The sequence below is a fragment of the Microbispora sp. CL1-1 genome (assembly GCF_012034195.1).
Taxonomy (GTDB): domain Bacteria; phylum Actinomycetota; class Actinomycetes; order Streptosporangiales; family Streptosporangiaceae; genus Microbispora.
The window spans coordinates 29,474-41,666 of the sequence record NZ_JAATEK010000042.1; the positions used below are offsets into that span (position 1 = coordinate 29,474).

Annotated in this window: 14 protein-coding genes; 4 read left to right on the forward strand and 10 right to left on the reverse strand. The window is 70.0% G+C overall.

What is annotated here, in order from left to right:
- Position 1 precedes the first annotated feature (1 nt).
- The 7 genes from HCK04_RS33155 to HCK04_RS33185 all read right to left on the reverse strand — a co-directional run bounded on the left by HCK04_RS33155 (position 2) and on the right by HCK04_RS33185 (position 6,201).
- Positions 2 to 2,155 carry a transglycosylase domain-containing protein gene (locus HCK04_RS33155; RefSeq protein ID WP_260617502.1) on the reverse strand — a complete coding sequence of 718 codons (2,154 nt, stop codon included), beginning with the start codon at positions 2,153 to 2,155 and terminating at the stop codon, positions 2 to 4.
- Between the two features lie 73 nt (positions 2,156 to 2,228).
- Positions 2,229 to 3,164 (reverse strand): class A beta-lactamase, encoded by a 936-nt coding sequence (gene bla / locus HCK04_RS33160; RefSeq protein ID WP_142651315.1) that lies wholly within the window; start codon positions 3,162 to 3,164, stop codon positions 2,229 to 2,231.
- 121 nt (positions 3,165 to 3,285) lie between these two features.
- Complete coding sequence (locus tag HCK04_RS33165; protein WP_142651316.1) at positions 3,286 to 4,398, reverse strand: AAA family ATPase; 1,113 nt, start codon at positions 4,396 to 4,398, stop codon at positions 3,286 to 3,288.
- Positions 4,395 to 5,045 (reverse strand): nicotinamide riboside transporter PnuC, encoded by a 651-nt coding sequence (pnuC, locus tag HCK04_RS33170; RefSeq protein WP_142651348.1) that lies wholly within the window; start codon positions 5,043 to 5,045, stop codon positions 4,395 to 4,397. Before pnuC ends, HCK04_RS33165 begins: the two co-directional genes overlap by 4 nt.
- 45 nt (positions 5,046 to 5,090) lie before the next feature.
- Positions 5,091 to 5,408 carry a hypothetical protein gene (locus HCK04_RS33175; RefSeq protein WP_185949079.1) on the reverse strand — a complete coding sequence of 106 codons (318 nt, stop codon included), beginning with the start codon at positions 5,406 to 5,408 and terminating at the stop codon, positions 5,091 to 5,093.
- 42 nt (positions 5,409 to 5,450) lie between these two features.
- The gene (locus tag HCK04_RS33180; protein WP_142651317.1) at positions 5,451 to 5,816 is read right to left on the reverse strand and encodes a DUF2809 domain-containing protein; all 366 of its coding nucleotides are present in this window, start codon (positions 5,814 to 5,816) and stop codon (positions 5,451 to 5,453) included.
- Between the two features lie 217 nt (positions 5,817 to 6,033).
- A complete protein-coding gene (locus HCK04_RS33185) occupies positions 6,034 to 6,201 on the reverse strand; it encodes a hypothetical protein (RefSeq protein WP_168066480.1) in 168 nt (55 codons plus the stop codon).
- A gap of 53 nt (positions 6,202 to 6,254) precedes the next feature.
- On the opposite strand from HCK04_RS33185, the gene HCK04_RS33190 reads away from it, so the two are divergent.
- Entirely contained in the window at positions 6,255 to 6,518 is a 264-nt protein-coding gene (locus HCK04_RS33190) for a hypothetical protein (RefSeq protein WP_142651318.1), read from the forward strand.
- 334 nt (positions 6,519 to 6,852) lie between these two features.
- On the opposite strand, the gene HCK04_RS33195 is transcribed toward HCK04_RS33190, so the two are convergent.
- Together HCK04_RS33195 and HCK04_RS33200 are read right to left on the reverse strand one after the other, a co-directional pair.
- Entirely contained in the window at positions 6,853 to 8,106 is a 1,254-nt protein-coding gene (locus HCK04_RS33195; protein WP_168066482.1) for a serine hydrolase domain-containing protein, read from the reverse strand.
- 396 nt (positions 8,107 to 8,502) lie between these two features.
- The gene (locus HCK04_RS33200) at positions 8,503 to 9,090 is read right to left on the reverse strand and encodes a TetR/AcrR family transcriptional regulator (protein ID WP_142651320.1); all 588 of its coding nucleotides are present in this window, start codon (positions 9,088 to 9,090) and stop codon (positions 8,503 to 8,505) included.
- A 181-nt stretch (positions 9,091 to 9,271) separates the two neighbouring features.
- On the opposite strand from HCK04_RS33200, the gene HCK04_RS33205 reads away from it, so the two are divergent.
- Genes HCK04_RS33205 through HCK04_RS33215 form a run of 3 tightly spaced genes read left to right on the forward strand, consistent with a single transcriptional unit; the run spans position 9,272 to position 11,433 of the window.
- On the forward strand, positions 9,272 to 10,423 hold the full coding sequence (locus HCK04_RS33205) for an FAD-dependent monooxygenase (protein WP_142651321.1): 1,152 nt from the start codon (positions 9,272 to 9,274) through the stop codon (positions 10,421 to 10,423).
- A 35-nt stretch (positions 10,424 to 10,458) separates the two neighbouring features.
- A complete protein-coding gene (locus HCK04_RS33210; RefSeq protein WP_142651322.1) occupies positions 10,459 to 11,304 on the forward strand; it encodes a class I SAM-dependent methyltransferase in 846 nt (281 codons plus the stop codon).
- Between the two features lie 3 nt (positions 11,305 to 11,307).
- Positions 11,308 to 11,433 (forward strand): hypothetical protein, encoded by a 126-nt coding sequence (locus tag HCK04_RS33215; RefSeq protein ID WP_205831016.1) that lies wholly within the window; start codon positions 11,308 to 11,310, stop codon positions 11,431 to 11,433.
- On the opposite strand, the gene HCK04_RS33220 is transcribed toward HCK04_RS33215, so the two are convergent.
- The gene (locus HCK04_RS33220; RefSeq protein WP_142651323.1) at positions 11,430 to 12,179 is read right to left on the reverse strand and encodes an isocitrate lyase/phosphoenolpyruvate mutase family protein; all 750 of its coding nucleotides are present in this window, start codon (positions 12,177 to 12,179) and stop codon (positions 11,430 to 11,432) included. The two genes, HCK04_RS33215 and HCK04_RS33220, sit on opposite strands and share 4 nt — an antisense overlap.
- Positions 12,180 to 12,193 lie beyond the last annotated feature (14 nt).

Here is a 12,193-nt window from a genome sequence, read left to right on the forward strand (position 1 = left end):
ACTAGTCGTTGGGCAGGACCTCCACCGGCACGTTGTCCCCCGGCATCGGACCGCCGTCGTCCCCTGTCGGGGGCGTCACGGACACCAGGCTCCGGCAACTGTCGCCGCAGCCGCCGAACCGCGCGCTGTCGACCGGCGTGAAGTCGGTCGGCGGCACGTTGCGCAGCGCCCGCAGCATGGTGTCCTTCCAGATCGGGCCGGGGATGCTGGCGCCGAACACCGAGCCGTAGTAACGGCCGCCGATCGTCACGTTGTTCAGCTTGTACTTCGACGTGCCACGGGGGTCGCCGAGGCTGACCGCGCCGGCGAGGTCGGGGGTGAACCCGGCGAACCAGGCGGAGGAGGAGTCGTCGTTGGTCCCGGTCTTGCCCGCCGCGTCACGCCCGATGCCGCCGACCGCCGCCATCGTGCCCTTGGTCAGGACGCCCGACAGGATGTGCGCCGCCGCGTCCGCCACCTCGGGGTCGATGGCCTGACGGCACTTGGGGCTGTAGTTGGTGGTCTTGCCGGTGCTGTCGGTGATCTGGGTGATCGCCATCGGCGCGCAGTACTTGCCGCGCGCGCCGATCGCGGCGTACGCGGTGGCGACGGTCACCGGGTCCATCTCGTTGATGCCGAGCGTGAACGTCTCGAACTCCTTGAGCGGATTGCCGTCGGCCCGGTGGATGCCCAGCGACTTGGCCGTCTTGACCACGTCGCAGAGCCCGACCCGCTGCTCCAGCATCATGAAGAACGTGTTGACCGAGTGCCAGGTGCCGGTCTGCAGGGTCAGCCAGCCCGGTGATCCCTCGTCGTTGGTGACGGTGTGGCTCGGGTCGCCGATGGGCTGGCCCGCGCAGTTCTTGAACGTCGAATAGCCCGGCGCGGTGTAGCCGGCGCCCGCGCTGAACCCGTCGTTGATCTTCATGCCCTGCTTCAGCGCGGTGAGCAGGGTGAAGGTCTTGAAGGTCGAGCCGGCCTGGAAGCCGATGCCGCCGCCGTGCGCGACGTCGGCCACGAGGTTGTAGGACACCTCGTTCCTGGTCTTGTGCGTCCCGTACGGACGGCTCGCGGCCATCGCCTTGATCGCCCCGGTGCCGGGCTGCACCAGCGCCTCGGCGGCCACGGGGTTGTCGGTCGGGTGGACCCACTTCCTGATCGCCTTGTCGGCGGCGGCCTGCATCGAGGGGTCGATCGTGGTCTTGATGGTCAGGCCGCCGCGGTTGAGGAACGCCAGGCGCTGCTTGGCCGTCTTGCCGAAGTCGGGGTTGCTGAGGATCTCGTTGCGCACGTAGACGCAGAAGTACGGATACTTGCTCGACTCACAGCCACCGGGCAGCGGGGTTCCCTTGTAGCCGAGCCGGGTCTTCTTCGCCTGGGCCGCCTGATCCTTGGTGATCTTGTTCAGCTCGGCCATCCGGTCGAGCACGACGTTGCGCCGCTTCAGCAGCCGGTCGCGGCTGGTCTTGCCCAGGTTGGGGTCGGTGGCGTTGGGGTCCTGCACGGCTCCCGCGAGCGTCGCCGCCTGCGGCAGCGTCAGGTCCTTCGCGCTGACCCCGAAGAACCGCTTGGCCGCCGCCTCGACGCCGTACGCGCCCGCGCCGAAGTAGGCGATGTTGAGGTACTTCTCCAGGATCTGGTCCTTGGAGTACTTCTCCTCCACGCCCATCGCGTAGCGCAGCTCGTTGAGCTTGCGGGCGTAGCTGGGCGCCAGCGCCTCGTTCTTCTCCTGCTCGGTCGTGGCGGCGTTGAGCAGCACCTGCTTGACGTACTGCTGGGTGATGGAGGAGCCGCCCTGGGCGACCCCGCCCGACTGCAGGTTCTTGGCCAGGGCGCGGATGGTGCCCTCGATGTCGATCGGGCCGTGCTGGTAGAACCGGTAGTCCTCGATCGAGATGATGGCCGTCTTCATGATGTCGGCGATCTGGTCGAGGGGGACGACCTCGCGATACTGCTCGTAGAACCGCGCGATCTCGTGGCCCTTCACGTCCTGCACGACCGAGACCTGCGCCAGCGGAGGCTCGGTGAGGTCGCGGGGTTTCAGGTCCACGTCCTCGACGGCCGACACCACCCCGACGCCCGCGCCTCCCACCGCCGGCAACGCGATCCCCGCGACCAACACGCCCGCCGCTGCTCCCATGGCGATCAGGCGCAACACCTTCCCCGTGGCGTTCACACGAACCTCCCCCAAATGGCTATAGACAAGGTTATGGGGCCGCAAAACAAGGTCGGCCCCATAACGCGGTGGTTCACGAGAGCCTGCCGAGGCCGCGCGCCAGCAGGGTCGCCGTCCGTGCGACGACCGAGTCCGCGGTGGCGCCGTCGGCCGCCCGGCGGTTGGTGTAGATCGCCATGATGATCGGGGCGGCGTTCCTGGCCGGCCAGATGACGGCGATGTCGTTGGCGGTGCCGTACGTCCCGCCGGTGCCGGTCTTGTCGCCGACGATCCACGTCTTCGGCAGCCCGGCGCGGATGCGCGCGTCGCCTGTCGTGTTGTCGCGCAGCCACCCGATCAGCCGGGACCGGTCCTTCGCGCCCAGCACGCCGCCGGTCGTGAGCACCCGCAGATCGCGGGCGACGGACGCGGGCGTGGTGGTGTCGCGCCGCTCCTTGGGCGACCAGATGTTGAGGTCGGTCTCCCACCGGTCGAGCCGGGACACCGGGTCCTTGAGCGTGCGGAAATAACGGGTGAGGCCCCGCGGCCCGCCGATCCGCTTCAGCAGCATGTTCCCGGCGGTGTTGTCGCTGTAGATGATCGCCGCCCGGCACAGCTCGGCGAGCGTCATCCCGTCCTTCACGTGCTTGCCGGTCTCCGGCGAGTTCGACTTCACCTCGTCGGCCGTCCAGTGGACGACCTTCCGCGTCAGCTCCCGGTCGGTCGTCCGGGCCAGCACCGCTCCCGCGGCAACCGCCTTGAAGGTGGACAGCAGCGGGAACCGCTCGCCCGCCCTATAACCGATCGTCTTCCCGGTCGCCGTGTCGATCGCGTACGCGCCGATGCGGCCCTTGAACGACGCCTCAAGCGCGCGCAGCGCGGCGGTCACGTCCGTCCGGGGCGCGGCGGCGGCCTGGGATGCGGCGGGTACAGCGGCTGCGGCAGCGGGGCCCGCCGCGGGCACGGCGCCGGCCAGGAGGGCGACCGTGATCGTGGTGGTCTTCAGTGCGACCGGCAGTCTCCAAATCATGACATGTCCTTGCTCTCATGCGTCACAGGGGCGTTAGACGCAGGAGCCAAGCAAAGTGTTCGGAACATGTCCAATATTCATATGGACCGCCGACTGATATGCGTTCTCGTATAAAAGCAGCTCATAACGGCGGGGCGAACGCGCGGCCGGTAGCGACGAGATCGTCGACGGCCCGTACGGCGGCGGCCAGCCGCTCCTCGGGCGGCCCGGAGACGACCACGTGCGGCAGCCCGCGCCCGGCCAGCTCCGCGCGCAGCCGGCGGTCCATGCCGTGCCGCACGTGCTCGCCGTCGCGCCAGCCGTCCTGCTCGAACGGCACGCCGTCCACGGACGTGTGGATCCACAGGCCGTGCCGGGCCCGTTCGTGGACGCGCAGGACCTCCGAGCTCACCGTGCCGAGATAGCGCTCGTGCCACAGCGCGGTGGCGAGCGCGTCGGTGTCGCAGAACAGCACAGGAGACCCGGTCCGCGCCGCCGCGTCCTCCCAGTCGAGCTGCCGGTGGGCGATCAGCGTGAACTCCTCCGGCCGCCACTCCAGGTCGTCGAGCCACGGCTCCGGCGCTCCCGCCGCCTTGGCCGTACGGCGGGCCAGGGCGAGCTTCTCCTCGCAGTAGGTCCTGCCGTATTCGGGCACCCACCGGGTCGCGGCCCAGACGCCGCCGCGTGCCGCGTAGTGGGCGGCCAGCGCGCGGGCGAGCGTGGTGGTGCCGGTCGACTCGGCCCCGGTGACGACCACCCGCCGGGCGAGATAGGCGCGTACGGCGGGGCTCAGCCAGGGCCACGCGGACACCGGGTCGTCGCGGACCATCGTCCCGCTGACCGGATAGCGGACCCGGCCCGGATCGACCGCCACGTGCGCGCCGCCGAACCTGCGGGCCAGCTCGGGCCCGTACGTCTCGGAGGAGAAGACGGCGTCGACATCGGGCGCGAGGCCGCCGTGGGCCGACTCCAGCGCGTGCCGGAAGACCTCGACGTGCGCGGCCCAGATCTCCGGGTCGTCGTAGTCGATCTCTATGTCGTCCACGACCGGCGCCACCACCACGTGGGGCTGCGGGTGGGCCTCGCGCAGCCACGCCGTACGCAAGGCGAGCGGGATGCTCTCCACGCTGCTGGCGGCGACGACCACCGTGACCAGCGCGCACCGCTCGGCGGCGGTGTCGACCAGGTGGTGGTGACCGGCGTGGGGCGGGTAGAACTTGCCGATCACCAGCCCGTGCGCGTATCGCGCGCTCATCGCGTCACCACCGGAGCGGCGGCGGGCCGGGCGGCCTCGTCGCGCCGCCACGCGAGCAGCCCGGCCACGCACAGCGCGAGGAACAGCACGTAGAGCACGCTGGTGAGGTAGAGCTGCTTGTAGGCGTAAAGCGGGATGTAGACCAGGTCGACCGTGATCCACAGCCACCACGACTCCACCCGCTTGCGGCACTGGCCGTAGGTCGCCATCAGCGACAGCGCGGTCGTCAGGGCGTCCCAGAACGGCACGGCCGAGTTGGTCCAGGTCGTGAGTGCGGCGGTGAGCAGCGCCGTCGCCGCCGCGCCCGCGAGCACGAGCCATCCCCACTCCGCGCGGCCTGTCCTGGTGACGGTGAGCGTGGTCCGCCCGGCCCCGCCGTACAGCCACTGCCACCAGCCGTACAGGCCGAGGAGCACGTAGACGATCTGCAGGGCCGCGTCGGCGTACAGGCCCACGGCCAGGAAGACGAGACCGAGCAGGACGACGTTCGCGACGCCGATCGGCCAGTTCCACACGTGCTGGCGGACCACCAGCCAGACGGTGAGCGCTCCCGTCGCGAAGCCGAGCAGCTCGGCCCAGCTCGTCGAAACGCCGCCAAGGGTGATCGCGGGCTCCAGGAGGGGCCCAAGCAGATCGGTCAGCGCCACCGCGACCTCCTTAATCGTCACTGTGACGATAACAAGGGATCGTGATCAGGGATAGAGCGGTGGATCATCCGGCGCGCGCGGCGGACGCCCGGCAGCGGGTGCTCCACGACCTGCTCCAGCGATGAGCGGGCTCTTCCCGATCGTGCCGACCAGCACCACCTCACCGGTCTCCGGCACGGTGTCGGTGAAAACCGCGGGCCTCACCCCGGTGACCCGCTCCACGTCGGCCCGCAGGTCGCCCCCGACCCGCGTGACACCGGGGAAGTCGCTCGCGCTGACGACGATCGGAGCCGCCCTGCCCTGGGCCACGAGAGGAAACCGGCCGGCGCCCGGTGTGAAGACGATGCAGGAGTCGGTGCGCACGAGTAAAGGGATGTGAACTTTGCCCGCAGAAGTGGTCAATGGCTATTTCGCGCGGATCGAATCAATTGCGTAACCGACGGCCGCGCCCACCGCGTACCAGAACAGGTCGGGCGCGTTGAACGTCGTGCCGAGCACCAACCGCGCCAGCGTGCTGTGCGCCGACAGCTCGGCCGGCACTCCGGTGAGCTGGGCGAACTCCACCAGCCAGCTCACCCCGAGCGCCACGGCCGCCACCACGAGCGGCCGGGCGCGCGGCACGGCCACGACGACCAGCGCGTACACGAGGAGGGTGTAGAGGAGATCGCCCGCGTACTTGGCGACCGCGCCGGGCAGCAGCGCCCGGATCGCCAGACCGGCGGCCACGACGACCACGGCGGCGGCCAGAGCGGCGATTCTGCGCTTCGGCATCCCGGCACCCTATCGAGAACCCGACATTCCACGATCATCAGGGCATCCAGGTGTCGCCGCCGATACGCCCCCAGCCTTGAGCGTGAAGGTAATAATGCTCGTGAGCTGCGGAGATCAGCTCTTACGTCGTTGCCTCGCCTCCTGGATTATGAGGAGGCCGATCGGAAGGATCATGCCGAGCGCATAGTCTTTCCAGTCGAAACGGCCGACGCCGGCCTCAGTCGGCGAGGGCGATCTGGGCGCGTACGGCGGGGCTGAGCCCGGCCAGCAGACGGGCGGCACGGCCGTCCGTGGTCGCCCGGAGCAGGCCCGCGGTGACCGGCGGCGGCACATACTCCAGCACCTGCCTGGAGACCCCGCAGGAGAGCTTCTCCCCTCCGCCCATGGCCGTGGTCGTCCAGGCGCCGGACGCGCCGCGACGGCTATGCCCCCGCCGTCGTGCCGATCGACCCCACGACCGTCACGCCGCCCGTGGGCAAGCCGGCCGTGACCATCGCGTACGACCTCGACGTCCTCGAGTCGGTCAGCGGCGGCCGGTACTCCGGCAAGGACGTACGGGAGGACCTGCGGCAACAGGGCCTCAGCGAGCTGGCGGACCTCGGGGTGGAGAGCAGCGACGTCCTGCTCGTCAGGGACGGCGTCAAGCCGCAGCGGAGCCGAAAAGCGGATCCTCCGTGCTGTGGATCCTCTTCATCGTGGTGATCGTCCTCGCCTTCGTGGCGGTGGTGCTGTTGATGTGGCGGCCGGCCCGGTTCGACGGCCCGATCAGCCGCCACCGCGGACGACCGTGAGGAGCGGACCGTCATGTGATCGACCTGCGGAAACGGCCCACGGCCGGAGGCCGTGGGCCGTGGCTCGGCGAGCCCCTGCACATGCGTGGTCATGGCGCGGTGGCGAGGCGGCTGACCTGCAAGCTCGGCCACATGCCCACGGTGCTCGGCGAGCACTCCGACGGCATCGCCCTCGTGCCCGGGGTCACCGCCTCCACCTCGCTGGGTGAATCCCCCTGGGAATGTTGTGAGTCCTCGGTGCTTTCTCAGAGATCGAGCGCGAGCGTGGCGAGGTGGCGGGCGATCCCGGCGGTGTCGGTGTTCATCACGTTGCTGAGCACGACCACCTGGATGTCGTCGGCGGGCAGATACATGTTGCTCGCCGTGTAGCCCATGAACAGACCCGGGTGATACCGGAGCGGGTGCCCCTGCAGCCGGTCGACGAGCCATCCGAAGGCGTACGCGGTCGACGGCAGGTTGAGGCAGCCGGTGGAGGGGCACTTCGCCTGCGGCGTGAACGCCAGCTTGACCGTGGCGGGCGGCGCGACCGTGAACGAGCCGAACGCCCGGTCCCAGCGGGCGATGTCGTCGACGGTGGTGTAGAGACCGGTCGCGGAGAACAGTTCCGAGCCGTTGAGGGGCGCGGCCGGCTTCCCGTGCAACAAGTAGCCCTTCGCGAACCCGCGCGGCGGATATGTCGGGCTGTAACCGGTGTGCCGGAGGTTCAGCGGCTCGGTGATCAGCTTGCGCAGCACGACCCCGTACGGCTGGTGCGTCACCGCCTGGATGATCGCGCCGGCCAGGACGTAGCCGGAGTTGGTGTACTTCCAGCTGGTGCCGGGCTTGAAGTCCAACGGCAGGTTCACGAACTGCTGGATGAGTTTCCGGGGCGTGGTCGGTCGCGAGACATTGGCGAGGTAGCCGGGCAGGTTCTCGATGTTGGGGATGCCCGAGGTGTGCGTGACCGTCATACGGACCGTGATCGGACGCCACGCCGCCGGGCAGGCCTTGATGTAACGCGGCACGAGATAGGGGCAGATCGGGTCGTCCAGCTTGAGCAGCCCGCGGTCCTGCAGCTTCAGCACGAGCATCGAGGTGAACTGCTTGGTGATCGACATGACCCGATAGACCGTGTCGGGCCGGTTGGGGATGTGCCTTTCCTCGTCCGCCTCGCCCGCGGCGAAGCGTGCCAGCACCTGCCCACGCCGTACGACCAGCGCCGAGCCGGTGAACTGGTCTTTTTCGGCCAGATCCTTCAGATACGCCAGCATCGCCGCACTGGCGGCGGCACCGGTCCCGTCCCTGGTGGGATCGTCCTCCGGCCCCGACGGCCCGCCCTCGGGCGTGCTTCCGGATTGGTCCGAATTCTGGACGGGCCGGTTCGTGATGTCCGACAGGCTGTTCTGGTCGCTGACGGAGTTCGCCGTCGCGTCCGTTTTCTGCCAGTTGTACGGCAGAGCCCGGGAATCCGTGGCGCCCTTCTGCATCGGCGTGAGGGCGAGCGTGAGATCGCGGAGCATGTTCTGCTTCTGGCGCTCGCTTTCGTTCCCCGACTGCCGCTGCTTGTTCCGTTGGGCATTGTGCCCGCGCCCGTGCGCCCGGCCACGATCGCGATCGGACGGATGATCGGAATCGACGCCGGTCACGACGGTTTCGCCGCCGGACGCGGCGACGGCGGGAGCGCCCACAGGCATGGCCCCACCGACCAGCGCGGTCCCGAGCATCAAAAAGCCGACAGCATTAGGACACTTGGGCATTTTCTCCCCCGCGAAATGTACCACTGTCCTCAATTCAGACATTTCCCGAATTGATGGAATCCGAGAATGTCCGGCGGACCATTATTTTCGAGGGGGCTGTTTTCCGTTCATCGGCGCCGCAAACGCCGAATGGCGCGGTTTTCCTTTTCCGTTAGAACCTCAATGCGCGGGCTCCGCACGCCAGCCGTGAACCAGCAGGTCGAAAACGGTCTCCACGGCCGCACGCGGGTCGTCCCGGCCTCGCACCAGGGTCGGGATTTCCACGACGAACCGCGCGAGAGCCGCACATTCGAGGTCATCCGCCTCGCGCCCGAGCTCCTCCGCGATCACGGTGCCGAGGGCGGCCGCGTGCCGCATCCACATGCGTTCCGCGTACTCCCGGAGCGCGGGCGTCCGGTCCACCAGCGCGTGGAGCTCGTGCAGACGAGGATCCGACACGACCCGCACCCAGGACTCCAGCGCGTGGGCGCGGAGCGCCTCGATCACACTCTGTCCCTCGGGCCGTTCGCGGACGGCGGCGGTCAGCGCCGCCTCGACCTCCTCCTCACGGTCGAAGACCAGCGCCTCCTTGCCCGGGAAGTGCGCGAACAGGGTCGTCGTCGACACGTCGGCCCTTTCTGCGACGTCGCGGACGCTCACGCGTTCGAAACCGTGCTCCAGGAAGAGCTCCAGGGCGGCGTCGGCGATGGCCTGCCTCGTCGCGGCCTTCTTGCGCTCGCGACGGCCACTGGCCGGAGAGTCGGGCATGGCGTCACCCTACTCCACAACTGGACTGAGACAGAAACTGTAACGGTTGCACTTTTGGACTCGTTTCTGCTTTGGTGGTCCCCGCAGGGGTCCCGCCTCGCCCCCGAGGCACCGGTCGTCGCCGTAGGTCGCCGTACGGCGGTGTCACCGGGCACCCCGCCGACGACGAAAGGGATCGACCATGAAATCTCCGGCACCCGCGAACGCGCGGATCAGCATCATCGGCGCCGGCCCCGGGGGCCTCACCTGCGCCCGCATCCTGCAGCGGCACGGCATCGCGGTGACCGTCTGGGACCGCGATCCGGACGCGGACGCCCGCGACCAGGGCGGCTCGCTCGACCTGCACGAGGAGGACGGCCAGCTCGCCCTGCGTGAAGCGGGCCTGCTCGAGGAGTTCTTCGCGCTCGCCAGGTTCGAGGGGCAGGAGATGCGCCGCCTCGATCCGGCGGGACGCGTCCTCGCCCACCATCTGCCGGCCGAGGGCGAGATGATCAGCCCCGAGATCGACCGCGGGCAGCTTCGCGATCTCCTGCTCCGCTCACTCGCCCCGGGGACGGTCCGGTGGGGACGCACCCTCGAATCGGTGAGCAGGCCGATCGGCGGGCCGCGAACCCTGACGTTCACCGACGGGACGGCGGTCGAGGCGGATCTCGTCATCGGCGCGGACGGCGCCTTCTCCCGCGTCCGCGCCGCGGTGTCGCCCGCGACCCCGCGCTACACCGGGGTCGGTTTCCTGGAGGCGTGGTTCGACGACATGGACAGCGCACGCCCCGAGCTCGCCGAACTCGTCGGGAGGGGCAGCGCCCACGCCGCCGACGGGGACCGCGGCCTCTTCGCACAGCGCAACAGCGGCGGCCACATGCGGGTCTACATCATGCGGCGCGTCCCCCTGGACTGGATCGCGGCGAACGGGCTCCGCCCCGAGGACACCGAGGGAATCCGCGCGCTGCTGCTTCGCGAGTTCGCCGCCTGGTCGCCGCGGCTGCTCCGGATGATCACCGACAACGACGGCCCGTACGTCGACCGTCCGATCTTCGCCCTGCCGGTGCCGCACACCTGGGAGCACTCGCCCAGCGTGACGCTCCTCGGCGACGCCGCGCACCTCATGCCGCCGTTGGGCGTCGGCGTCAACCTCGCCATGCTCGACGCCGCCGAACTCGCGCTCGCGCTGGTCGGCTCCGCCACCGTCGGCGACGCCGTACGCGGCTACGAGAAGACGATGCTGCCGCGCTCGGCCGAGACGGCCAGGCTGCTCGAACCCGGCGCCGAGTTCCTGCTGGCCGTGCCCGACCCCGGCGAGCATGTCAGGCTGGGTGGTCCCGGCTCCATGTGAGAAGGAGCGTGGCCTGGCGCGGAAGGATCGGCAGCATGCCTGACGGATGGGAGTGGGACAGCACCCTGTTTCAGGGATGCGCGTCCTACTACGAGCGCGGCCGGCTGCCGTACGCTCCGGGGCTCGCCGAAACGCTGGCCGCGGCGCTGGGCCTGGACGGGCGGGGCCGGCTCCTCGACGTCGGCTGCGGGCCGGGCACGGTGATCCTCGCTCTGGCGCGGTTCTTCGCCGAGGTGATCGGCGTCGACCCGGACGAGGACATGCTGGCCGAGGCCGCGCGGCAGGCCGGGCGTCGCGGGGTGACCAACGCGCGCTGGGTGGCCGCCCGCGCCGAGGACCTCCCGGCGGGTCTGGGCACGTTCCGGGTCGTGGTGTTCGCCCAGTCATTCCACTGGACCGATCGCGACCGCGTCGCCGCGACCGTGCGGGACATGCTGGAGCCGGGAGGCGCGTTCGTCCACATCAGCGATTTCAAGAACGCCCCCGCCGACCCGGCGCCGGTGCCGCTGCCCGCTCCCCCGTACGCGGAGATCGGCGAGCTGGTGCGCCGATATCTGGGGCCGGTGCGCCGTGCGGGGCAGGGGACGCTCGTCAACGGCACCCCGGATCGCGAGGACCTCGTGCTGGCACGGGCCGGGTTCGAGGGCTTCGAACGCCATGTCGTGCCGGCCGGAGCGGTGGCCGACCGCACCGCGGACGACGTCGTGGCGTGGGTGTTCTCCCAGTCAGGCTCGGCCCCTCACCTGTTCGGAGACAGGCTGACGGACTTCGAGCGGGACCTGCGCGCGGTGCTGCGGCGGACGTCACCCGACGGCCACTTCGCGGAGCGCCTTCCGGCGACCGAGATCATGGTCTGGCACAAGCCGCATGGAGTGCGATGACTCGTGTTCCGCACCCTGACCACGCCGCTCGACCGGCTGCCGCGCCGCACCGTGCTCCAGCGCGTGGTCGCCGACCACCTGAATGCCGGCCGCCACTGGCACTGGCGCCGCGGCCGCTTCCCCATCTAGAGGCGCACCACCCCAGGTTCCGTCTCCCGGGCGGGCGCGCGTAGCCGCGTCGCGAGTTCGCCGGTGGCGCGGGTCGCGTGCTGGTGCATGCCGGGGCCGAAGGTGATGCGTGTCGCGCCCAGCCGGGCCAGGTCGGTGATGGAATCGATCCCCGGCTGGGCTGCCATGTTGATGGGGCCCTCGATGCCCTCCCGCAGTACGGGCAGCACCTCGGGCGGCGCCAGAAGGGGATAGATGCAGTCGGCGCCGGCCGCCAGATACAGGCGGGCCCGTGTCAGGGCGTCGGCCGGATCGCCGGAACCGAACAGGAAAGTGTCGACGCGCGCGTTGATGAAAAGCGCGTCACCTGCGTGTGCGCGGACATCGGCCAGCCAGTCCGCGTGCCGGTGTGGGTCTTTGAGCGTGGCGTTCTCGGAGTCCTCCAGGTTGCAGCCGACGACGCCGGCCTCCAGGAGGCGCCCGACCAGTTCTCCGGGGGCGAGTCCGTAGCCGTCCTCGACGTCGGCGGATACGGGGACGGTGACCCCCCGGGCTATACGCGCTATCGCGTCGAACATTTCCTCCGGCGGGGTCGAGCCGTCCGCGTAACCGAGGGAGGCGGCGATCCCGGCGCTCGGTATGGCGAGCGCGGGAAAGCCGGCGTTGGCGAAGACGCGGGCACTGGCCACGTCCCAGGGTCCGGGCAGGACGAGCGGGTCGCCGGGGGCGCGCCCGTGGTGCAGGGCGCGGAAGGTGTGAGCGGTCATCTTCATCGATGTCC